This window comes from Campylobacter concisus (assembly GCF_050447445.1).
Taxonomy (GTDB): Bacteria; Campylobacterota; Campylobacteria; order Campylobacterales; family Campylobacteraceae; genus Campylobacter_A; species Campylobacter_A concisus_BI.
Genome location: NZ_JALMFW010000001.1, coordinates 532,718 through 555,616, shown reverse-complemented (window position 1 = coordinate 555,616; position 22,899 = coordinate 532,718). Strand labels below are relative to the sequence as shown.

The 22,899-nt window shown below is 37.0% G+C and carries 27 protein-coding genes; 11 read left to right on the top strand and 16 right to left on the bottom strand.

Annotation, left to right across the window (positions count from 1 at the left end):
* Positions 1-7: 7 nt before the first annotated feature.
* The 14 genes from MTT30_RS02885 to gmhB form a co-directional block, all read right to left on the bottom strand.
* On the bottom strand, positions 8-832 hold the full coding sequence (locus MTT30_RS02885) for a pyridoxamine kinase (protein WP_429800919.1): 825 nt from the start codon (positions 830-832) through the stop codon (positions 8-10).
* Positions 833-1,750: a radical SAM protein gene (locus MTT30_RS02880; protein ID WP_429800918.1), complete on the bottom strand. Its 918-nt coding sequence runs from the start codon at positions 1,748-1,750 to the stop codon at positions 833-835. It abuts the gene before it with no gap.
* Positions 1,740-2,762 (bottom strand): uroporphyrinogen decarboxylase, encoded by a 1,023-nt coding sequence (hemE, locus tag MTT30_RS02875; RefSeq protein ID WP_429800917.1) that lies wholly within the window; start codon positions 2,760-2,762, stop codon positions 1,740-1,742. Before hemE ends, MTT30_RS02880 begins: the two co-directional genes overlap by 11 nt.
* Positions 2,763-2,854: 92 nt before the next feature.
* A complete protein-coding gene (locus MTT30_RS02870) occupies positions 2,855-3,361 on the bottom strand; it encodes a YqhA family protein (RefSeq protein ID WP_429800916.1) in 507 nt (168 codons plus the stop codon).
* A 16-nt stretch (positions 3,362-3,377) separates the two neighbouring features.
* Positions 3,378-4,403 (bottom strand): aspartate-semialdehyde dehydrogenase, encoded by a 1,026-nt coding sequence (locus MTT30_RS02865; RefSeq protein WP_429800915.1) that lies wholly within the window; start codon positions 4,401-4,403, stop codon positions 3,378-3,380.
* Positions 4,404-4,452: 49 nt separating this feature from the next.
* Positions 4,453-5,607: a sigma-54-dependent transcriptional regulator gene (locus MTT30_RS02860; RefSeq protein ID WP_429800914.1), complete on the bottom strand. Its 1,155-nt coding sequence runs from the start codon at positions 5,605-5,607 to the stop codon at positions 4,453-4,455.
* 11 nt (positions 5,608-5,618) lie between these two features.
* Entirely contained in the window at positions 5,619-6,011 is a 393-nt protein-coding gene (locus tag MTT30_RS02855) for a hypothetical protein (protein WP_429800913.1), read from the bottom strand.
* Positions 5,987-6,487 carry an LPP20 family lipoprotein gene (locus tag MTT30_RS02850; protein ID WP_429800912.1) on the bottom strand — a complete coding sequence of 167 codons (501 nt, stop codon included), beginning with the start codon at positions 6,485-6,487 and terminating at the stop codon, positions 5,987-5,989. Before MTT30_RS02850 ends, MTT30_RS02855 begins: the two co-directional genes overlap by 25 nt.
* A 43-nt stretch (positions 6,488-6,530) precedes the next feature.
* A complete protein-coding gene (gyrA, locus tag MTT30_RS02845; RefSeq protein ID WP_429800911.1) occupies positions 6,531-9,149 on the bottom strand; it encodes a DNA gyrase subunit A in 2,619 nt (872 codons plus the stop codon).
* Positions 9,150-9,247: 98 nt separating this feature from the next.
* Positions 9,248-9,643 (bottom strand): SseB family protein, encoded by a 396-nt coding sequence (locus MTT30_RS02840; RefSeq protein ID WP_429800910.1) that lies wholly within the window; start codon positions 9,641-9,643, stop codon positions 9,248-9,250.
* A 1-nt stretch (position 9,644) separates the two neighbouring features.
* A complete protein-coding gene (gmhA, locus tag MTT30_RS02835; RefSeq protein WP_429800909.1) occupies positions 9,645-10,214 on the bottom strand; it encodes a D-sedoheptulose 7-phosphate isomerase in 570 nt (189 codons plus the stop codon).
* On the bottom strand, positions 10,189-11,607 hold the full coding sequence (rfaE1, locus tag MTT30_RS02830; RefSeq protein ID WP_429800908.1) for a D-glycero-beta-D-manno-heptose-7-phosphate kinase: 1,419 nt from the start codon (positions 11,605-11,607) through the stop codon (positions 10,189-10,191). Before rfaE1 ends, gmhA begins: the two co-directional genes overlap by 26 nt.
* A complete protein-coding gene (gene rfaD, locus MTT30_RS02825) occupies positions 11,600-12,589 on the bottom strand; it encodes an ADP-glyceromanno-heptose 6-epimerase (protein WP_429800907.1) in 990 nt (329 codons plus the stop codon). Before rfaD ends, rfaE1 begins: the two co-directional genes overlap by 8 nt.
* Positions 12,586-13,101, bottom strand: a complete 516-nt coding sequence (gene gmhB, locus MTT30_RS02820) for a D-glycero-beta-D-manno-heptose 1,7-bisphosphate 7-phosphatase (RefSeq protein WP_429800906.1) — start codon at positions 13,099-13,101, stop codon at positions 12,586-12,588. The genes rfaD and gmhB overlap by 4 nt, the downstream gene beginning before the upstream one ends.
* A gap of 91 nt (positions 13,102-13,192) precedes the next feature.
* Here gmhB and MTT30_RS02815 point away from each other — a divergent pair, with 91 nt between their 5' ends.
* The 4 genes from MTT30_RS02815 to MTT30_RS02800 all read left to right on the top strand — a co-directional run bounded on the left by MTT30_RS02815 (position 13,193) and on the right by MTT30_RS02800 (position 14,758).
* A complete protein-coding gene (locus tag MTT30_RS02815) occupies positions 13,193-13,495 on the top strand; it encodes a c-type cytochrome (RefSeq protein WP_072594134.1) in 303 nt (100 codons plus the stop codon).
* Positions 13,496-13,939: 444 nt separating this feature from the next.
* A complete protein-coding gene (locus MTT30_RS02810) occupies positions 13,940-14,062 on the top strand; it encodes a hypothetical protein (RefSeq protein WP_429800905.1) in 123 nt (40 codons plus the stop codon).
* Between the two features lie 127 nt (positions 14,063-14,189).
* Positions 14,190-14,483, top strand: a complete 294-nt coding sequence (locus MTT30_RS02805; RefSeq protein ID WP_103649333.1) for a type II toxin-antitoxin system RelE/ParE family toxin — start codon at positions 14,190-14,192, stop codon at positions 14,481-14,483.
* Complete coding sequence (locus tag MTT30_RS02800) at positions 14,480-14,758, top strand: addiction module antidote protein (RefSeq protein ID WP_054196527.1); 279 nt, start codon at positions 14,480-14,482, stop codon at positions 14,756-14,758. Before MTT30_RS02805 ends, MTT30_RS02800 begins: the two co-directional genes overlap by 4 nt.
* 6 nt (positions 14,759-14,764) lie before the next feature.
* Here the strand turns inward: MTT30_RS02800 and MTT30_RS02795 are convergent, their stop codons facing one another.
* Both MTT30_RS02795 and MTT30_RS02790 read right to left on the bottom strand, forming a co-directional pair.
* Entirely contained in the window at positions 14,765-15,574 is an 810-nt protein-coding gene (locus MTT30_RS02795) for a hypothetical protein (RefSeq protein WP_429800904.1), read from the bottom strand.
* A 2-nt stretch (positions 15,575-15,576) separates the two neighbouring features.
* Positions 15,577-15,795, bottom strand: a complete 219-nt coding sequence (locus MTT30_RS02790; protein WP_054196526.1) for a helix-turn-helix domain-containing protein — start codon at positions 15,793-15,795, stop codon at positions 15,577-15,579.
* A 258-nt stretch (positions 15,796-16,053) separates the two neighbouring features.
* Here MTT30_RS02790 and MTT30_RS02785 point away from each other — a divergent pair, with 258 nt between their 5' ends.
* The 7 genes from MTT30_RS02785 to MTT30_RS02755 all read left to right on the top strand — a co-directional run bounded on the left by MTT30_RS02785 (position 16,054) and on the right by MTT30_RS02755 (position 22,890).
* Positions 16,054-16,431, top strand: a complete 378-nt coding sequence (locus MTT30_RS02785; protein WP_429800903.1) for a hypothetical protein — start codon at positions 16,054-16,056, stop codon at positions 16,429-16,431.
* Between the two features lie 91 nt (positions 16,432-16,522).
* A complete protein-coding gene (locus MTT30_RS02780; RefSeq protein ID WP_429800902.1) occupies positions 16,523-16,744 on the top strand; it encodes a hypothetical protein in 222 nt (73 codons plus the stop codon).
* A gap of 522 nt (positions 16,745-17,266) precedes the next feature.
* Positions 17,267-18,484 (top strand): hypothetical protein, encoded by a 1,218-nt coding sequence (locus MTT30_RS02775; RefSeq protein WP_429800901.1) that lies wholly within the window; start codon positions 17,267-17,269, stop codon positions 18,482-18,484.
* A gap of 184 nt (positions 18,485-18,668) precedes the next feature.
* Complete coding sequence (locus MTT30_RS02770; protein ID WP_429800900.1) at positions 18,669-19,085, top strand: hypothetical protein; 417 nt, start codon at positions 18,669-18,671, stop codon at positions 19,083-19,085.
* 2 nt (positions 19,086-19,087) lie between these two features.
* The gene (locus MTT30_RS02765) at positions 19,088-20,227 is read left to right on the top strand and encodes a zonular occludens toxin domain-containing protein (protein WP_429800899.1); all 1,140 of its coding nucleotides are present in this window, start codon (positions 19,088-19,090) and stop codon (positions 20,225-20,227) included.
* The gene (locus MTT30_RS02760; RefSeq protein ID WP_103644431.1) at positions 20,178-21,320 is read left to right on the top strand and encodes a type II secretion system protein GspD; all 1,143 of its coding nucleotides are present in this window, start codon (positions 20,178-20,180) and stop codon (positions 21,318-21,320) included. The genes MTT30_RS02765 and MTT30_RS02760 overlap by 50 nt, the downstream gene beginning before the upstream one ends.
* Positions 21,321-21,549: 229 nt before the next feature.
* Positions 21,550-22,890, top strand: a complete 1,341-nt coding sequence (locus MTT30_RS02755; RefSeq protein WP_429800898.1) for a rolling circle replication-associated protein — start codon at positions 21,550-21,552, stop codon at positions 22,888-22,890.
* Positions 22,891-22,899 lie beyond the last annotated feature (9 nt).

Below are 22,899 nucleotides of genomic sequence, written 5' to 3'. Positions count from 1 at the left end.
TGCTAGCCTATTTTGAAAGAGTGCCAAGCACCTTTTCAAACTGCACACCATACCATGCACGACTCTTATCTTTTAGCGTGACTTTAATGCTACTAAGCACAAAGTTTGCTGCCTTTTTTATAGAATTTTGCATGCTTTTGCCATTTACTAGCGAACCAAAAAGCACAGAAGCAAATATATCTCCGGTTCCACTCGTGTGAAATGGCAAAAACTCGTGAAAATACTCTACTTTCTCTTTTGTCTTTGCGTCGTAAGCTATGATGCCGCATTCATTTTGCTTGTATCTAATACCCTTTAACACAATCTTTCTAGCTCCAAAGCTAGCCAAGCCTTCAAGCAACTCTAAAATATAATCTTGCGTATAGTCACTGCCAAAAAACGGCATCCCGCACATAAAGCTTGCTTCTGTTATGTTTGGTGTGATGACGTGAGCCTTTGTGCAAAGCTCACGCATTTTCATAACAAATTTTTCATCAAATCCGTGATAGAGCTTGCCATTGTCGCCCATGCAAGGATCTACAAGTATTAGTGGAGCAGAGTCATTAAATTCATTAAAAATTTTCTCTATCAGCTCAAGCTGACTAAAGCTACCTAAAAATCCAGTATAAATTCCATCAAATGTGATATTTTCTTTGTGCCATACTTGTGTTATCTCGTCAAATTCATCAGTCAGATCACGAAATGTGAAATTTTTAAAGCCGGTATGAGTCGAAAGTAGCGCAGTAGGCAATATGCACGTCTCAATGCCTTGAGCGCTAATTATTGGAAGTGCGACAGTAAGGGAACATTTGCCAACGCACGAGATGTCTTGTATTGTAAGGATTCTTTTCATTTATACTCTTAGTTTGTAAAATTTTACTCCAGCAACATCGACTAGATAAACCACATCTTGTTGCAAGAGCTTGTTTAAAATTTGCTTTGAGTGTTCTGAGAAATTTTCTTCAATATTTGCAATAGTTTGCGGACGACGCCTTAGCATTTCTAGAATTTCATCCTCACTAAAGTTATACTTTTGCTCTATTTTGTGAGCTTTAGCTATATTAACCGGTACGCCACTTATCTGCTTGGCTAGCTCCTCTAGTTTTTTGGCATCTACACCCTTTACATTGTAAGCTGGTGGGCGATCTATCGTGCCAATATCCACTCGGTGCGGAGCTATCTCATTTATCGCTGCATTGAGTGCTATAAATTCCTCTTCTTTGTCGTTAAATCCAGCCACAACCAAAATTTCAAGCACAAGCTCGCCCTTAAATTTCTTGCGAAATTTAGCCATTGCTTTTATAAGTTCATTTACTTCTATGCCACTTTTGTTGCGGTCTATCTTTTTAAATGTGCTTTGCACGGCGCTATCAAGGCTAAATTTAACTATATCAAGCCCTTGCAAGGCTTCACAAATTTTTTGATCTCTCGCGCCTGAGCCGTTGCTTAGGATGAGAGTTTTTGCCTTGCCTTTTATCTCATTTACTTTTGCCACCAGCTCTTTTAAGTGCGGATAAAGAGTTGGCTCGCCATTTGCTGTAAGCGTGATGACGTCGATGTTTTGATGAGCTTTTAATGCTTCTTTTAAAGCGCTTATGATTTCATTAACACTTGGTGGATTTTCTATCTCTTCAACTGGCTTTGCACCCTTTAGCTCACAATAAACACAGTCAAAATTGCATGATTTTTGCTTTGGGCTTAGATCGATACCAAGGCTCATGCCAAAACGGCGAGAATTTATCGGCCCAAAGACAACAGTGCTATCTTGCACTTTTTCTTTGAACCTCTTTTATGAAATATTTTGCGTTTTCAACTGGCACATCAGGCAAGATGCCATGACCAAGGTTGAAAATGTGCGGTGCGCCTTTCATCGTGCTTAAAATTTTATCCACGCCCTCATCGATCGCCTTTTTGCTATATAGCCTTGTTGGCTCCATGTTGCCCTGAAGGACGTATCTTGGGCTAAGTTTTGCTTTGGCTAGCTCTATCGGTGTACTCCAATCAACGCCAAAAACATCAAAGTTTCCTGAAATTTTATCTAGATAGCCACTTATTCCTTTTGGAAAAACAATGACCGGAATTTCTGGAAACTCAGCCTTGACGCTATCAACTATCTTGTTTATGTAGTTAAATCCAAACTCAAAATAAGCCTGCTCTTCAAGTGCAGCCGCCCAGCTATCAAAAATTTGCACGGCATTTACGCCTGCTTTTATCTGCTCTTTGACGTAAAGAATGAGTGCTTGCGTCACTTTTTCTAAAATTTGATGTAAAAATTCTGGATTTTGATAGAGCATCTTTTTGCAGATTGCATAGTTTTTGCTGCCGCCACCCTCTATCATATATGTAGCTATCGTCCAAGGTGCCCCGCAAAAGCCAATAAGCGCCTTATCTTTAGCCAAATTTTCTCTTGTAAGCTTGATCGTGTCATAGACGTATGCTAAGCCTTTAACCGATCTTTCGATACTAAGCGCATCAAGTGCGGCCTCATCACGCAAAGGCTTTGCAAAAACTGGTCCCTCGCCCTTTTCAAAGCGCAGATCCATGCCCATTTCAAGTGGCACGACAAGGATATCGCTAAACAAAATCGCCGCATCAACGCCAAGAATTTCAACTGGCTGAAGCGTGACCTCACTAGCCTTTTTATAGTCTTTGCAAAGCGATAAAAAGTCCCCTGCTTTAGCTCTTACAGCCATATATTCTGGCAGATATCTACCAGCTTGGCGCATCATCCAAACAGGCGTATATGGGGTCGGTTTTTTAAGGCAAGCGTCTATGAAAATCATCAAATTTCCTTTAAATTTTTAAATAGATATTATCCAAAAATAGCTAAAGAAAAGATGTAGGAGAAATTTTAAGCGTAAAAACGCTTAAAATTTTAGTGATCTCCCTTGTGAAGGAAGTAAAGTCCGAGGCAAAGTGCAAGAATAGAAGCCGCAAGATAGGCCATTTCAAGCGGAGTTGTGAAGTTTGCATGAAGCACTCTTTGGAAGAAATTTACGATTAAGACCATTACGATCACTTTGCCAAGCTTGTCTTTTAGCTCATCAAGCGAATGCACTTCAAGCACCTTGCTCTGCTTTGACTGCTTTAACTGTGTGATCTCTGAGATGAAAAGCTCGTAAATTCCGAAGCTAAATATATAAAGAACAAGCGCCATCAAGTATAGATCGATCGCTCCAACGATCTCACCAACGACTTCTGAGTGGAAATTTTCAACGTGAAAATTCTCTACAAAGAAATATTTATAAACCTCTAAAAGTACTTTGCCGACGTCGTAACTTGCAATGATGAAAAGCACGATCGCACCTAAAAGTCCAAAAACTACTGGAAAAAGTGTAAAGCTGTTGCTTGCAAGCAAAATTTTTTCAAATATCTTACGCAATAAAAATCCTTTTTATTTACTCTTGCATCGCGATCCACTTTTGTGCGATCCTGACGGCATTTGTAGCAGCCCCTACGCGGATCTGATCGGCACTACACCAAAGATGAAGCACATTAGGTCTGTAATTATCAACTCTGATCCTGCCGACATAAGTCTCATTTGTATCACTTGAAATGATAGGCATCGGATACTCTTTTTGCGCTGGATTATCGACTACGACGATGCTTGGCGCTTTGTTTAATATCTCTCTTGCCGCATCTGCGCTCACGTCTTTGTCAAAATGGATGGTGATCGCCTCAGAGTGGCTTCTAAGCACTGGCACACGCACACAGGTAGCGCTAACTTCTATATCTTTGTGAAGAATTTTTTGCGTCTCATTGACCATTTTCATCTCTTCTTTTGTATAGTCATTGTCCAAAAAGACGTCGATGTGAGGGATCACGTTTAGCGCTAGGCGGTGCGCAAAGACCTTTGGCTCGCACTCATCAAGCTTAAACTCAAAAAATTTTTGCATCTGGACGACAAGCTCTTCCATACCCTCTTTACCAGCACCGCTTGCTGCTTGGTATGTAGAGACATCGACTCTATTGATACTAAAAGCGTCGTTTAGTGGTTTTAAAATTTGCACCATTTGGATAGTCGAGCAGTTTGGATTTGCGATGATGCCGCGGTTTTTCCACATGGCAATGTCGCTTGGATTACACTCTGGCACAACAAGAGGGATATCTTTATCCATCCTAAAATGGCTGGTGTTATCGATGACTACTGCGCCGCTGTCAGCTGCAAATTTGGCAAATTTCTCTGAGACTGAACCGCCCGCACTAAAAAAAGCTATATCGATCTCGTACTCACTAAAAATCTTTTCGGTTAGCTCTTTTACTTTGTAATATTTGCCATTAAATTCGATCTCACTACCAGCACTTTTTGCGCTAGCAAGCGGCAAAAGCTCTCCAACTGGAAACTCAACCTCTTCCATCACTCTAAAAAGCTCTTCGCCGACCGCTCCAGTAGCACCAACGACAGCTACGTTAAATTTTCTCATCTGTTCTCCTTATCTTTTTTAATTTTTGTAATTTTACTTAAATTTATGGCTATTTTTTGCTTCTGGCTTGTAAAAATAGATCTTTTGGCAAAATTTCATCGCCCTCGCTTAGTATCGCTGCACGCTGCACGACTGAGATGAGCTCCCTTATGTTGCCCGGATAGTCGTAGCTCAAAAGCTCTTCTTTTGCTGCTTTTGAGAAATTTTTAGCCTCAAAGCCATACTCTTTACAGCACTTCTCTAAAGCATCCTGCGCGATAGGTAAAATTTCATCTTTTCGCTCGCGAAGTGGCGGGATGAAAAGCGGGATCGTATTTAGGCGATAGAAAAGATCTTCTCTAAACCTACCCTCTTTCATCGCAAGCTCTAAATTTGCATTTGTAGCGCAGATGATGCGAACGTCGATCTTTTCGCTCTTTGTGGCGCCAAGCCTTGTTATCTCGCGCTCTTGAATCGCACGAAGCAATTTTGGCTGTAAATTTATAGGCATCTCACCGATCTCATCTAAAAATAGCGTTCCGCCATTTGCCAGCTCAAACTGCCCTTTTTTGGTAGCCGCAGCGTCAGTAAAAGCACCTTTTTCAAAGCCAAAAAGCTCACTTTCTATCAAATTTTCAGGGATCGCCGCCATGTTTAGAGCTATAAATGCAGCGTCTTTTCTTGGCGAGTTTGCGTGGATAAATTTAGCAAAGACTTCCTTGCCAACGCCACTTTCGCCACTAAGCATGACTGAAGCATCTGTTCTTGCCGCTTTTAGCGCGATATTGAGCGTAGTTTCAAGCGCCTTTGAGGTAGCTAAAAACCCTGTAGTTTCGCTTTTTGTTTCTATTTTTTTTATAGTTTTTGGAGTCTTTTGCTTAAGAAGCTCGACCCTTTTTATCGCCTCGTAAAGCGTTGAAACGTCAAACGGCTTAGTTAAAAAGTCCTTCACGCCAAGCCTAACGCTTTCGATCGCCTTGTTAAGTGTCGCGTTTCCTGTCATTATGATGACGTCAAATTTACCGTTTAACTCTTTAATAAACTCAAGTCCGTCCATCTTTGGCATGTTTATGTCGGTGATGATTAGATCAGTGTCGTCGCTTAGCTTTTTTAGGGCCTCAACTGCGCTCTTATAGCTTTTTATATTTAGCTCTTCATACTCGCCAAGTGCGATCTCAAGCGACCTTCGCATATTGATGTCATCTTCTACTATGACGATATTCATTTGATCTCTTTTTATTGAAGTATGCCGATAATAGCGGATTTTGGCTTAAATTCCACCATAAATCTAACTGGTAAAATTTTCAAATTTGAAGTGTGTGAAATGTCATTATTTTTTCTTTTAAATTCATTTTTTACCATCACTTTTTTTAAAACAAAGCAATCAAAAATTTCATCTTTATGCAAATTCAAAAAACCAATAGTTGTAGTGTTTTCATCTTTAAAAGCATCTATCTGGCAAAGAAATTTTGGTTTTGGATTCGGTGTGAGAGTCATCGCTCGTGAAAAAGAAATTTCTTCGTGAGCGATGATTTGGTTTTTTGTATTAACATTTGCCCAAAAGATAAACTCCTCCAAGCAAAAGGCAAAATTTAAAAGTATCGTTAGTAAGAAAAGACTTCTCGCCACTTATCTTCGTCTATCTTAAGCTCCATATTTACCTTATAAAGCCCATCTTTGAAATTTTCACTTACAATTCTTGCATTTTTAACAAGACCTTGCACCTTTGAAGTGATAGATGAATCATTTAGCATCGCATCTCTTACAGTATCTTCAGCGTTAATCTTTACGCCATAGAGCTTGCCAGCAAGCTGCGAATAGGCATCGGCCATTGCTGCTCTTTTTGCTAAAGTTACAGACTGAGCATAAGAGAGCGAATTTAACGGAGCTATACCCTCACCTGTAGCTCTAAAAGTAGTCTCTCTTGGAGCGCTATCATATATCATCTTCTCTTTTTTCATCACCTCTCTAAGATCGTCTTTATCGACCTTTTGGATGACTACGTTGCGATTTGATGTGCTTGTCGGCTCACCCATAAAGCCGTTAAATGTACAACCACTAAAAAGTGTCGCCATTACAGCAAAAAATAAAATTTTAATCTTCATAAACAACCTTTTTATGCTTTTATTTAAAATTTAACAGCAAATTTTATTCCAAAAGCCCCATATCTTCGCCTGATGCTTCTTCATCATCACCATCTTCAGCCTTAGGGCATCTTGCGATACTTACAACATCATCGCCATCTACATTTACAACGATCACGCCACTTGTGTTACGTCCTGCTTTGCGGATGCTTTGCATATCGACCCTAATCATTTTGCCGCTTGATGTTAGAGCCATTAGATCTTGCTCTTCATCAACCATTACAACGCCGATTAGATCACCCGTTCTGTTTGTTAGCTTCATACAAATTACGCCTTTGCCGCCACGATTTGTCAAGCGGTACTCGTCAGCAGTTGTGCGTTTGCCGATACCTTTTTGAGATATGCTTAAAATTTCTTGATCATTGCTTTCGATGACTGCTGCGCCCACTACCTCGTCGCCTGGCTCTTTAAATTTAATGCCGGTTACGCCACGAGCAGTTCTTCCCATTTGGCGAACCTTGCTGATCTTAAATTTAAGGCACATACCTTTTTTAGTCACCACAAATAGCATTGTCTCATCGCTTGAGCTTGTGTCATCTTCAGCATTTGTATTATCTTCATCGATCTCATTTTGAAGCTCTTCAACTTCAAGTACCTCTGTCTCAACGCTTAGCTCATTTTCAGGGTCAGTCACTGGCATATCATCATATGTTTGAGCGATGAGAGCAGTTACCAGCTCGTCGTTCTCATCAAGACTGATCGCTCTTACGCCAACTGAGCGGATGTTTTTAAATTCGCTTAAATTTGTGCGTTTTACGATACCGTTTTTAGTAAAGAATGCTAGCGATTTGCTCTCGTCAAAGTCAGTCGTTGGGATGATCGCTTTTATCTTCTCATCAGGCTGCAACTGGATCAAATTTACAACTGCTTTGCCCTTTGCCGTGCGGCTTCCCTCTGGGATTTTGTAGACCTTTAACCAGTATAGCTGTCCGCGGTCTGTCACAAACATAAGCGTGTCGTGAGTATTTGAAGTAAAGAAACTCTCTATAAAGTCATCGTCGTATGTCGTGACCGCTACTTTACCCTTGCCACCACGTTTTTGCTTCTCGTACTGCTTGCTTGGCACACGCTTGATGTAGCCGCGGTGAGTTATGGTTACAACCATATTTTCATTTGGTATGAGGTCTTCGATATCGATGTCATCGTAGTCATCAACGATCTCAGTAACTCTTGGTACTTTAAATTTATTTTTGATCTCAAGAAGCTCTTCTTTGATCAAATTTTCAAGCAATGTCTCGCTTTTTAAAATTTCATCAAGTCTTGCGATCTCAGCCATAAGCTCGGCCAGCTCAGCCTCTAGTTTCTCGCGCTCAAGACCCGTTAGCTTGCTTAGCCTCATATCTAGGATAGCGTTTGCTTGAAGCTCTGAGAGGTTAAATTTACTCATCAGCCCTTCTCTAGCAACCGCTGTATCGGCACTATTTCTAATAAGCTCGATCACTTCGTCGATATTATCAAGTGCGATCTTTAGACCCTCTAATATATGAGCCCTTGCGCGCGCTTTTTCAAGCTCAAATATCGTTCTTCTAATGATGACCGTTTTTCTGTGATTTAAAAATAGCTTAAGTAGCTCGATAAGGTTAAATACCTTTGGCTCTTTGTTATTAATAGCAAGCATAATAACGCCAAAAGTGCTCTCCATCGTGGTTGATTTAAAGAGGTTGTTTAGCACGATGTCGCTCATAGCGTCGCGTTTTAGCTCGATGACGACGCGGATACCATCCTTATCAGACTCATCTCTAACCTCGCTAATGCCCTCTATCTGCTTGTCTTTTACAAGCTCAGCGATCTGCTCGATAAGTCTTGCTTTGTTTGTTTGATATGGTAGCTCGTCGATGACGATGACGTCTTTGTTTGGCTTTTTTTCTATGTGAGTTTTGGCTCTTAGTTTAACCCTGCCACGACCTGTGCGGTAGGCTTCTATGATGCCCTTTTTGCCAAAGATGATACCGCCAGTTGGGAAGTCTGGGCCTTTGATAAATTCCATCACCTCTTCAAGTGTTGCTTCTTTGTTTTCAAGAAGGAGCAAAAGACCGTCTATAAGCTCATCGAGGCTGTGTGGTGGGATATTTGTCGCCATACCAACAGCGATACCGCTTGAGCCATTTAATAATAAATTTGGCACACGGCTAGGCAAAACATCTGGCTCAACCTCTCTATCATCGTAGTTTGGTACAAAATCAACCGTGTCTTTGTCGATATCTTTTAAAAGCTCTTCAGTAAGCATAGTCATTCTAGCTTCGGTATAACGCATCGCAGCTGCGCTGTCGCCATCGATCGAGCCAAAGTTTCCTTGTCCATCAACGACTGGATAGCGCATAGAAAATTTCTGAGCCATACGAACAAGTGCGTCATAAACCGCTGTGTCGCCGTGTGGGTGGTACTTACCGATGACTTCACCGACGATACGAGCTGACTTCATATAAGCACTTCTGCTGCCAACGCCGAGGTTATCCATAGCGTATAAAATTCTTCTATGAACTGGCTTTAGTCCGTCTCTAGCGTCAGGCAAAGCACGTCCGACGATGACGCTCATAGAGTAGTCAAGATAGCTAGTTTTTATAGACTCTTCGATATCAACAGACGCGATATCTTGGGTTAATTCAAGTAGGTTGTCTTTCATTTTTTTCCTTAAATTTAGCTTGGCTGATTTTAACCAATAATTGATAAAAACTTGCTAAATAGCAAATCAGCGACTTTGGCAATAGTGCGATGAAAATTTTAGTCTAAAATTCTTGCCATCTGCTCTTTTTTAAGAATAAAATCATAGCTAAATGCATCTATCACAACTCCAGCATAGCTGCTCTCTTGTAGCATCGCAAGATACTCTTTTAGCCCTATCTCGATGCTCTCTTGCTCACTATCGTTTCGCCAAAGCTTCATCGCCTCTTTGCTAGTAAATGCCGGAAAGTAGCTAAGCTTCTCGCCCTCATCTTCAAGCAGGATAAATTTGATATTTGAGCCCTCCTCCTCATAAACTACGCCACCATCAGGCTTTGCAAGCGCTTGGTTTAAAAGCACCGGAGCAAAAAAGCTAGCCTTTTTTAAAGCCGATATCAAATTTATCTCATTTTTCTCGCTAGGATCACTTAAAAATTTATCCATCGCTTCTTGCATTTTAGCTCCTAAAAGCCTCATCTACGGCCTGGCAGATCGTGTGTATGAAAAAGATGTGAGACTCTTGAATTCTTGCTGTATCGCTTGAGCTAACGACTAAATTTAGATCACACCCTTCATTCATCGCACCACCGCCTTTGCCGCTAAGTCCAAGCACTGATGCGCCCATTTTCTTGGCACTTTTTATAGCTTCAAGGACATTTTTGCTGTTGCCGCTTGTTGAGATCGACACGAGCAAGTCGCCTGACTGAGCTAAAGCCTCAAACTGGCGTGAGAAAACATAGTCAAAGCCGTAGTCGTTGCCAATGGCCGTAAGAGCTGAAGTATCGGTGGTTAGCGCGATGCCTGGTAGTGGCTGGCGCTCGCTTTTATATCTGCCAGTTAGCTCGGCTGCAAAGTGCTGTGCATCCGCCGCAGAGCCGCCGTTTCCACATATCAGCACCTTTTTGCCATTTTTGAGCGTATCAGCCACCATCTGGCAAGCGCGCTCTAGGCTACCCAGCAAATTTACATGCTCACTAAAGGTCTTTTGGTGAGCCTCGAGCTCATTTTTTATCATCGTTTTTAGCATCTTTTATCCTTTTTATTATTCCTGTTGTGCTTTTGCCCTCGACAAAGTCAATGAGCCTGACCTCTTTTACGATCTCGCTGCCAACAACCTCTTTGCCTTTGTAATCAGCCCCTTTTACAAGCACGTCAGGCTTTATCTTTGTTATCAAATTTAATGGCGTATCCTCGTCAAATATCACGACATAATCGACAAACCCAAGCCCACTTAGCACGCAGGCTCTATCATCTTGCGAGTTTATAGGCCTCGCCTCGCCTTTTAGCCTCTTAACTGAAGCATCAGAATTTAGCCCGACAATCAAAAGATCGCCAAGCTCCCTTGCTCGCGCTAGGTATTTTACGTGCCCAGCGTGCAAGATATCAAAGCAGCCATTTGTGAAAATAACCTTTTTTTTGTCCTTTTGGCTCAAAATTTCTTCTAGCTCCTCAACGCTTTTAAGCTTGTGCTCGAAATTTGCCCCAAATGAGCTATTTAGCAGCTGCTCGATCTCGCTAAAGCTAGCCGTTGCACTGCCGATCTTTGCCACGACGACGGCTGCTGCGAGGTTTGCTATCTTTATCGCCTCTTTTATGTCAGCCCCATTTGCCAGCATATAGCCAAGTGTAGCTAGCACCGTATCCCCGGCACCTGTGACGTCAAAGACCTCTTTTGCTTTGGCGGCAAAGATGTGTAGCCTATCATCATATAGCGCGATGCCCTCTTCCGAGATCGTGATGATCGAATAGGTCAAATTTAGATCGTCTTTTAGCTGTTTTATCGCCTTTTCAAGCTCAACTTTGTCTTTTATCTTTAAATTTGTAGCCTCGCTCGCCTCTTTTTTATTTGGCGTTAGAAGGGTAGCGTTTTTATACTTTGAGTAGTCGCTGCCTTTTGGATCTATAAGAACTGGGATATTTAGTCTCACGCACTCGTTTATGATCTCTTGGCAGACTTTTTCGCTAAGCACGCCTTTGCCGTAGTCGCTTAGTAAAACAGCCTTGAAATTTGCAAGGTTTTCTTTGACCTTTAAGATAAGCTCATCTTCTAAATTTATCTTGACTACGCTCTCTTTATCGATCCTGACAACTTGCTGGTGAGACGCCATGATACGGCTTTTTATCGAGCTTTCACGCCCTTTTTCAGTAAGGATCAGCTCATCTTTTACATTTAACTCAGCAAGCCTTTCTTTTATCTTTTTACCAGCCTCATCATCTCCCAAAACGCTAGCCACACTCACATTTGCGCCAAGGGAAAGCAAATTTCTCACCACATTGCCAGCGCCACCAAGCGTATAGGTTTCGTCATTTATCTTTACTACCTGCACTGGTGCTTCAGGAGAGATGCGGTCGCAGCTGCCCCAAATATAGTGGTCCAGCATGAGATCGCCGACAACTAAAATTTTAACTCTCTTAGCCATTTATCTCTTCCTTGTAGATTCTCTTTATTTCTGGCAAGTAGTCTTTTATCGCCTCTTCCAAGCTCCACGTAGCACTAAAGCCAAATGCCTCGCGAGCTGGGGCTACGTCGGCCTCGGTGTGAAACTGATACGAGCCGATAAATGGGTTTTTTATGTATTCGTTGCCTAAATTTACGCCGATCTCACGCTGCAAGATGTCAGCGATATCTTGAAAGCTTCTAGCCTTGCCAGTAGCTGCGTTATAGACACCACTTGGCACGTCAAGTGCTTTTATGTTTGCATCAATGATATCTTTTATGTAAACAAAGTCTCTTTTGATCTGATCGCTGCCCTCAAAAAGCCTTGGGGTCTTGCCAGCTAAAATTTGCAGACCAAACTGAAGCACCATCGAGGCGGTTTTGTTTTTGAAAAACTCGCCCTTGCCAAAAACGTTAAAATATCTTAGTCCAACCACGCTCACACCACGCTTTGCGTAAATTTTATTGATATTATCCATACTTAGTTTGCTAAAGCCATAAACGTTGTTTGGCGCTTCGCATTCACCGACGGTTTGTGGGCTCTTTGCGTTGCCATAAGTCGCTCCAGAGCTTGCATAGATCATCTTTGCGCCTAAACTCTCGCAAATATCAAGCAAATTTACAAAAGCGTTTACATTTGTTTTTATTAGCTCGTCCTGCTCTTTTACGGTCGTATCTGAGATCGCCGCTTCGTGATAGATGACGTCTGGGCGAAAGTTTTTTATCTTCTCAAGCGTACTCTCATCATTAATGTCGCCAGCATAAATTTCACCCCTAAATCCAAGTAAATTTTTAAAATGGCCAAAACTTTTTAGGTTGCCGTTGCTAAATGTCTCGTCGTTTCTAAATTTATCCACGACAAGTACGTGAGCATCTTTAAAATTTTCATCAAAATAATGCGCCAGCGCCGAGCCTATAAAGCCAGCGCCGCCAGTTATAACTATCTTTTTCCCATTTAAATTCATAGTGATTTTTCCTTTTTTAGCTTATTTAAAACATCTCTTACATCTTTAAAATTTATCCCATCAAGCAAGAAATTTCTACCAACACCTGCCCTTTTGCCAGCCTCGACGTCGCTTGGCTTATCGCCTATCATGAGCGAGTTTTCAAGGTCGATATTAAACTCATCGCAGGCATCAAGTATCATTTTTGGATTTGGTTTTCTGCAAGCGCAATCTGCCTCTGGGGCGTGCGGACAAAAGTAGACTTTGGTGATAAAAATTTGCTCTTTTTTGAAATTTTCTAGCATAAATTTGTTTAGAGCGTCAAACTGCTCCTGCGTGTAGTAGCCTCTACCGATGCCTGATTGGTTTGTCACGACAAAGAGCTTGTAGCCAGCATCGCTAAATTCTCTCAATGCGTCAAAAATGCCATCAATAAATTTAAAGTCTTTGATCTCGCAAACATATCCAGCATCTTCGTTTATTACGCCGTCTCTATCCAGAAAAAGTGCTTTAATAGGCTCATTTTTATTCATTTGGTGATTATAGCCAAAATATTTTAACTAGCTTCTTGCGAATTTACCTTTTTGTACTATAATGCACAAACTTTTTTACAAAGGATGAAAAATGAAAAAATTACTAATTGTTTCTAGCGTTGCGGCTCTACTTTCAACTGCTGCCTTTGCTGCAGATGGTGCTGCTATCTACAAAAAATGTATCGCCTGTCATGGTGCAAAAGCTGAAAAAATGTTTAATAATAAAGTTCCAGCTTTAACATCTCTTGATGCAGCAGCTATCGAAGAGGCACTAAAGGGTTATAAAACAGGAGCAAATAAATTTGGTCTTGGCGCTATGATGAAACCAATCGCTACTCCAATGAGCGACGAAGATGCAAAAGCAGTAGCTGAATACATCCAAACTTTAAAATAATAATTAGGGGCATTCGCCCCCTTCTATATTTTTAAATTTATACTAATAACCCATAAAATAATACTAAGTGGAAATTTCTCTTTTTATATTTAAAAGTTATGAAACCTATTTTTACTAATCTCCTTTTTACATATTAAAACAAAACTATTCTAGTCTTCAAAGCCATAAAACAACGCTTAGAGATAGCTAAGAGCGTAAGTAAAATAGAGGCACGCAAACTCTTTACTGAAACAAAAGACGACCAAGTGCTTCGTATGGCTTACTACTGGGTATCTCAAGGGGCTTATGACAACTGCAAAGACCTACCCTTAAACAAGTGCCCTATAACTCATCTAAACCACGATACAGCAAATCGTATGTGGTGGGCTGTAAGAAACCATCTAGGATATAAGGGAGAAAACAATATATATATTACGCCATACAGTGGCTTCTAGGTTAGTGAGTTTGAAGGGATTTAATGCTCATAAACTGATGGCTTTTATGGGTCACAGGGATATTAAAAGTAGCCTACATTACGTCCATCTAAATGTTGATGATATACGTGATGGTGTGGGGGTTGGTGCATAGTTTTTAGATGATAAAGATATGAGGCATTTGGTTGCGGAGGACGGATTTGAACCGCCGACCTTCGGGTTATGAGCGTTATGGTCTTTTATAAGTAGCCATTAAGCTACATTTTTTTAAAATCCATTTTATGAAAATATTAAAAAGCACTACATTTGACAAATGGTTACATAAATTAAATAATCCGGTTGTTAAAATTTCTATTTTAAGAAGATTAGATCAAATAGAAACTAAAGATCATTTAGGAGATTATAAATTTATTGATACTGATTTATATGAGCTTAGATTTTTTAATCGTGGTGGAATAAGAATATTTTTTACTTTTAATGGCGATGAAATAATTATATTGTTAAATGCTGGTGATAAAGACAGTCAAAGCGATGATATTAAAAAAGCAAAAGAGATATTAAAGGATTATAAATGAAAGAAGAATTTACAAAATTTAATTTAGAAGACTATTTAACAACCGATGAATTAAGAAAAGAGTATTTAAATCAGGTTTTGTCTGATGGCGATATCGAAGAATTTAAAAGGGCTTTGTTTTATATAGCAAAATCAAAAGGTATTGAGAAAGTTGCGAAAAAAGCAAATTTAAATAGGGAAAGCTTTTATAAGATGTTTAAAGAAAATTCAAAACCTAGATTTGAAAGTATATTTAAGGTTGTAAATGCCCTTGATATTAAGCTCGTTTATGCTTAATATATCTTAATCAAGGTTTAATTTAATCCCAAATTTTAAAAGCTCTTTTGGTAAAAAGTCATCTATATTGTTTATTATTTCATTATCTATTTCTATTAAATTTAAACCATATTTTTTATAAAGGTGTTTCTTCTTTTCCTTTCTCGCTAAATATTTTTCATCTTCTTCGTATCCCCAAAATTCTATATAAATTTTTCCTTTTGGTATATAAAAATCGCAATACATATCTTCTTCTATTGGAACTCTTTTTTCATAAGCGTGTGCTATACACTCCCCAAATAGCCAGTTTGATATAATTACTTCAGCCCTGCTTCTTACATAGTGTCCATCATTAGTTCTATACTCTGCCTTAAATTTATCTCTAAAATTTTCTTGCTTTTCTTGCTTTTCTTCTTTCTGTTCTTTTTCTTCTTTTTCTTCTTTTTCTTCTTTTTGTTCTTTTTTTATTTCGTTTATAAAGATATCATCTTTTAGTATTTCTTCTGTCCATCTAATATTTGCTTTTCCCATATAAAAATTTTGCTCTCCACCTTTACTTTTTCCAAGTTGTGTTACTGTATATCCATTACTACATTTTTCGGCATAACCTATATTTACAAAAGCTTCGTTTATCTCTTTTGAATTTTTATTAAATGCTTCTGCTATTTGTTTTGCTGTTATAATTTGCATAAAATTCCTTTTTTTAAAATTTGTTTTTCTTACTTGTTTTTCTATAAAATTTATTATTAATTTTATTAAAAATATAAATAATAAAATAGGCATTACAGATATAAAAATTTTTATGAGTGGAATAATTAGATTTAAATTTTGTTCCAACATTATTCCTCTGATTTATTTATCTTAGTATTTATTTTTCCATTGTTTGCTTTTTCTCTTATTTTTTCTAATCTTTCTAGAAATTTTTTGGTTTCTAAAATTTGTTCATCTAGTGCTAAACCTTGATTTATTAATCGTATTAATTCTGGCTTTTCTTTTTCCCAATTTGTGAGTGTATTTCTAGTAATATTTAATTTGTCTGCTAATTCTTGTCTAGTCATTTTTCATACTTTTTGACAAATTATTTTGCATTTTATTAATTTTTAAGGGTTTTTTATTTAACATTTCATTATCCAAATGCACAATTATTGTGCATAATTTTTTGATTTTTGTTCGCAACAAAATTATATCAAAAATTGCATAGGTTTTGCCCTGAATATGGCATTAAACTATTCTGGCTCCGTTTGGACGAAACACCTTTTCGGAGCCAAGTTAAATGGTGTTTCAAAAACAAAAAATAAACTAAAAAAGGTGTTAAAATGGAAATCGTTAAGTCTGAATATGATTTAAAGTATATTCTTAAAGGTGGTCTTGTTAGAAGTTCTGCTTCTGGTAAGTTTGAAGGTAATGATTACTCTTCTTCAGTTCGTATTTCTTCATCAAATATCTATGATGTTGTTAATGAAAAGACCGGCTTTACTGATGAAGTTGAGCAAAAAGTAGTTTTTAAAATTATCTGCCCTGATAACAATACCGCTGGACTTGTAGCGGCTGCAATAAAAGAAAAATTTAAAAAAGGCGAAGAGATACCTGTTCAAGGTGGCTTCCCTAACGATCAAAGAATAATTACGATCGCTAATCCAGTTGAATACTTCCTATTTGATACAAAGCCTGCAAAAAAACCTGAAAATAAATAAAGGGGTTTATCCCCTTTAACTACTTATTTAAGTCCGTGTTTCCTTAAATAAGTAGTTAAAGGCTACTAAATTTTAACAAAAAGGGTTAGAGATGAAAAAAATTCTTTCTTCTACTAAGGCTAAGGTTTTAGGTGGTGTTGCTGCTGTTAGCACAATGTCGAGCAATGCTCTTGCAGCTGGTATAACAATGGGTGCAGACGGCACAGTAACTGGCGATCTTAATATCGCTCCATTTATGGGCGTAGCTGGTGCAGTCATTGTTGTTTTGGCTGCAATTTTTGCTGTTAAAAAAGGTCTTTCTCTTTTAAAATAGCTTGTTCCCCTTTATTGGGGGGCTAATTTTTAAAAAGATTAAAAGTGTATTTTGATTTTATAGATGTTACGAAATTAGGAATTTTTTTAAATTCTTTCTTTGCTGTTGTAATTGTCTTTTTTGCTTGTGTTACTGCCATTACTTCCGCTTTTAGTCTTTTTAAAAATTAGCACGTAAATTTTAAAGCTTAAAGCAGAGTGCAAAGCAAAGCTTTAAGCCGACAAACGGAGTGCGTCAGTAGTTTTTGGGGTTTAAATTTATGGATAAAGTCTTTCTTAATTTAACAATAGAGCAATATAACTTCTTGATGTCTACCACTGGTACTTTATGCGGTTTCTTGCTTTGTTTGTTTATTTTCATAATTCTTTCAAGAATTTAAAAAAGGTGTTTAAAATGTTTAACGTTATTGGTATTCCGGCTTTTGATTACTTTTTTTCTATCTTTATATGGTTTATGGTCTTATCTTTACCCATTTGTGCTGCTTTAACTCTTTTAACAAAAAGATTTTTTTAAGGCTTTGTGATGAAATTTCTAGTTAGATTTTTCATTTTCTTATCTCTTTTATGTTCTCTTGCTTTTTCTAAAAATTGTGCTGGCAGTGGCTTATGTTTGGCTGTGCTTGATCGTAACTTGGATAGTTCTTTTAAGCCTATTGATGGCAAATTTTTAAAAGGAAATCATTTTGGTATTAGGTCGCCTGAATATGGTTATTACTTTATCTATTCTTTTATAATTAGAGATGAAGCTTATTATTTTGCTGGCTCAAAAGCTCCAGGTTTTTATAAGGGGTTTGGTGGTGATTATTCCTATATAAATAGCAAACCAAAAACTGGTCGCTTTGGTCAACGTGGCGGTGTTGGCGATTATGAATATTATGTTGCTTCCGATTATCCAAAAGACCCAGTTTTTACTTATTATGATTTTATACTTTTTAATTCAAAACAAATAGCTAAATGTTCTTTAAATCAAGAATTTAACACCGATACTATGCAATGTGTCGATGCTTGTCCGGCTGGTCAATTATGGAATGTTGAAACTAATGCTTGTGTTGTTGATTGTACCGATGAAGATAATCATAAATTTTTTACTTCTGATTATACTTGTATAGATTGTTCTAGTGCTTTAACAATAGATGATATTGCAAGGTGTTATTGTTCTGGTCTTGGCTCTTCTTATAATCCTGGTTATGCTTGGGATCCTGAAAAACCTAATATTGTTAATGCTCATTGCAAAGATGAAAGATTGATTACTTTCAAATTTGACAAAAGTAAAGAAAATCTAAACAAAGATAAAGATAAAGACAAAGACAAAGAAGATCCAAATAAGGATAAAGACAAAGACAATAACAATTCTACGCCTGGTAATGGTAATAATAGCGGTTCTAGCGGTGGTAATAATAACGGCTCTGGTGGCAATAATGGCGGTTCTGGCGGTGGTTCACCTGGCGGAAATGGCGGCTCTGGTGGCGGTACTGGTGGCGGTTCAAGCGGCGGCAATAATCAAGGAAATAACGGACAAGGTGGCGGACAAGGAAACAATGGCAATTCTGAAAACGCTACACCTGGCAATATAGATTATGGCGAGCTTGAAGAAAGAACTGCTGATCTCGCAAATACGTATAAGGAAAATATTAATAATCTTTTTGAGCCTATTGATGGTATTAAAAAAAGCTTAAATGATACTATCTCAAAAATCAAAGATGGCAATCTAATGAGCTTAAAAAAAAGGCGGTATTCCTAATACTTGCCCTTTAAATTTTGATGTAGATATGGTTTTTTTCAGTAAAAAAGTTGTCTTTGATTTTTGTAGTATTCTTTCGCCGATTGCTTCTTCTCTTTATGTCTTTTTCTTTGTAGCTTTCTTTTTGTTGTTTTTATTTTTAATAGCCAAGCTATTTATTTTTACTTTTATGGGGTGGTAAGATATGCAAGCAATTATAGCTACTATTGTTTTATTCTTTCGCTTTTTTAAATGGGAAAATGCTATTAATTTTGTTTTTAAAGCAATTACATTTTCTAAAATGGTTGTTATTAACGTAATTTTAGGTGCTCTTGTTTTATCTTATGCTGCTGCTGTTATTTATATTATTAATTTCATCTATTCTAAGATTAACTACATTATTGATTATGTTAATAATCTCTCTATTGGTAGTGATAGGATCGTTACGACTGCTTTTTCTATTTTAAAATCTCTTGGTGCCTGGAATGCTTTTTGTGATGTGTTTTCTATTTTTTCGCCTATTTTGCTTTCATTTTTTTTAATTTATGCGACAAAGATAGGCATTACTATTTTTAGATTTATTCGCGAAACTTTAGTTACATTTATTTTGGCAAAGCTTTAAAAATGATTACTTATTTAGTTGGCAATCCTGGAAGTGGTAAAACATATTACGCAGTATATATGATTTACCAGACCTTTTTATTTGAGCCAAAGAAAACATTTTTATCTAAATTTGTTAAGCCTAAAGAAAAGCCTAGCTATTTATTTTGCTATACAAATATAAATGAGTTTAAGTTTGAATTATCAGATAAATTTAAAAAGTTCGATTTTGATGAGTTTTATTTAGGTTTAAGAAACTTATATGCTTTATATAAGACTGGTGCCAGCGATAATGAAGTTAATGAGAAAGCCAAAGATCTAAATTTATATGGATGCGTATTTGTTCTTGACGAGTGCCATAACTTTTTTAAAGACAAAAAAGATGAAATTTTAGTTTGGTGGCTTACCTATCATCGCCATTTATACCAAGATATTTATTTAATTACTCAAGATTTAACCCTAGTCAATAACGAATATAAACGTATAGCAGAGAAATTTTATAGGGCTGTTGATAGCGCAAAAAGATTATTTTCAAAGAAATTCCGTTACGAAGTTTTTGCATCTTATAGGCTTTATAAAAAAGATAGATTAGAGATTATTAATATTCCATATCTTGAAGAAGTATTTAATTTATACCACTCTGGACAAAGTTCAAATAAAAAATCATTTGTAAGATTTTATTTTTTACTAGCTATTTTTGTTTTAATATTTCTTTTAATTTATTTTTATTTTGTTGTTATGTCTTTTTTTAAGCCTGACACTCCAGCTGAAAACAATTTATCAAATCAAGATAAAACTTCTTTTCCAAATTCTCAAAAAAATAGCATTTCAGATTTTCCAGATATATTTAAAGATACTTCAAAACATAACATTAAAAATAGTTCCGATATACCAGAAATTCATATATATAACATTACTTGTGTTAATTCATCTTGCCATTTCGATGACGACTATCATTTATATCCATTATCATTAATCAGCTACATATCTTCAATGCACACGCCATTATATTTTTATTATGAGCCAAAATCTCACGAGCTTGTCAAATATTACTATGTATTTGACAAGCCAGTTTTTCAAAATTTAATTTCAAAAAATAACAAAGGTGTTTCCGATGAAAAGTTTAATCAAGTTCCTAGTTCTTCCACTTCTGTTTTTAAATAGTTTGTTTGCTGCTGAAATTTATACTGATCTTTTAGATTTCGCACGTCTTACAAGTAAGGCTAACAATATAGCCATTGTAACCGATGAAAGCATACACCAGGGCGAATATTATTTCATTTATGAAGACGAAGTTAAGATCACTATTGCAATGTTTAGAAAAATGCTTGAAGCCAAGAACTTATATCTTTATAAAAAGGATAATTTCTACTACGTAAGCTCTCAAAAATTGCCTGATTATGATCTTAGGCGTATCGAGCTAAAAAATTATGTTTATGATGACGTTAATAAAATTCTTAGCCAGTTTGATTTAAATGCTACTTACTCGACGTCTTCTAATTCAGTTTTCTTTAGGGCTGATGACTATATATTTGATCAAATTAAAGAAGCCATTTTAAAGATTGATAAGAGCCTGGAGCAAGTAACTTTTAAGCTGACTATCACTGAAACAAATTTAAAAGACATTAAAGATTTAGGCACAAATTTAAAAGGCTTACTTAAGCCACTTAATCACGGCGATTTAGCTTATTATATTAACCTGATTACTTCCCCTTATATTTCTAATTCAAATATTATTAAAAATGATGATAGAGCCTTTTTTGGCATATTAAATTTTCTTGATACGAATGGCATTACAAAAATTATCTCATCGCCAGTATTGACGGCAAAAAATCACACCGAAGTTTATTTTAGTTCCGTTCAAAATATCCCTTATTTAGTTTCAAAAACTGATATATCTAATTTAAATTACCAAAAGACTGATAGTTACGAATATAAAGACATTGGTTTAAAGATAAATTTAAAGCCTATCATTTTATCTGATCACATTGATTTTGACTTACATTTAATACTTGAAGATATTCTCTCTCAAAGTACATCATTAACGCCCATTGTTTCAAAAAAGGAGCTTAAAAGCTCGTATTCTTTAAAGCGTGGCGACGTTCTAGTTCTTAGCGGTATTAATAAAACGACTACTTCTAAGCAACGTAATGGCGTGCCTATCCTTAAAGATATATGGTTTTTAAAGTATCTTTTTTCAGTCGAGCAAGACAGCGAAATAAACTCTGTTCTAACGCTCACAATTCAAATTATTTAATGTTTTAGGGGTGTAGGGGTTTTCCCCTACAAAAGGCGAGAAATAAAGCTTATTGGCATGTTTTGCTTAATCGAGCCGTGCAGCTAATATGCTTTTCGGGTTTAAAACACCCCTTTCGCCTATATGTGTTTTGGCGTAGCCAAAAAAGGCTGCCATGGGCGGACGAAGTCCGCCACAATGGCTGCCCTTGTCAAATTAATAAAAAACTCTTACGTTTAAGGAAGCGATTATGCGAGCGAGAAATTTATATGGTGTTTCTCCCCTTGACGTTGAGCTTTGCCAAGCAAAGCTTGATAGCCAAAGGGAATATATGCGCTCTTTCTCTTTTGTTAATGTTAATGGCCAGGTTAGAAATTTGCTAGATATTTCAATGTCGGCCAACTTTAGCGATAAATATTACGCCGAAGTGTCTAATCGTGTGAATGTGTTTAGCTCTTTTGCTATTGATTATTTTCAAGTCCCAGTATTTTTAACCATTACCCTTAACGGCTGCTTTAGGGGTGCATTAAATGGCGATTATTCTAAATTTATGCCGATTGATTATAGATATTTGCCTGATGAAGTTAAATATAAGGCTAAAAATTCAGCGCCTTTAAGTATTTCTGATTTAGTAGCCGTTCTTAATCATCAGTGGAATTTATTTATTATGCGTTATTCAAAAAGATTTAAAAAAATCGACAGAAGCTATATAAGGTGTTTTGAGCCACACAAAAAAGATGGCGTGCCACATATTCACGCTTTATTTTATGTCCCAGCTTACACGATCGATTTCATGAAAAAAATTTATAAAGATATTTTTTATGCTCCGCAAAACCTAAAAACAAATGCTATCACAAGCGAGCAAGAGAAAAATGGCGAGTTAAACGGCTTTCAAACCAGCATTAATAATCCCAGCGGTTATGTTATGAAGTATATTCAAAAGACTTTCATCAACTTAAAAGAAACGCAAGATTTTGATGAGCTTTCCGCCTGGTATGTAAAGCATAAGGTAAGACGTTTTTTGAGTTCTCGCACTAAAGTGCCATTATGGGTATATAGGAAGATTAATTTTATTAGCACGATGCAAGACTTTTATCACTTAAACGACTTAACAAACGATCATAGGGCTATTTTAGAGTGGAATAAAAAAGATGATTACATATATATAAATTTGCCTTTTAACAAAGAAGAAATTATTTATTTAAATGGCAGATTGGAGCATTACATAAGTGGTAGGCTTATGAATTTTTACGATAGATTGAAAATTGATGGCCAAAAAGATGAAAACGCACAAGATGAAATAAAAAGCTTTGGCACTAATTTAAAACAAAGACAAATTTTAAAGCTTTGTGATGAGCTTTTTAAAAGCGATGAAAAGCCTAAACCAGTAAGCAGAATGAAAGATTACGAGTTAGTTAATTATTATCAAAGCTTGGGCGGCGATGTAAATGCCCAGCATTTAGCCTATGTTGAGAATTTAATGCTTGATAGAAATTTAGATAATTTTACACACTATCATGAAAGGCACGATCTAAATGCCCCTGATATTGATAGCTTTGTAGATAGATTTTTGATTTGTAATGAATTTTAAGGAGTATAT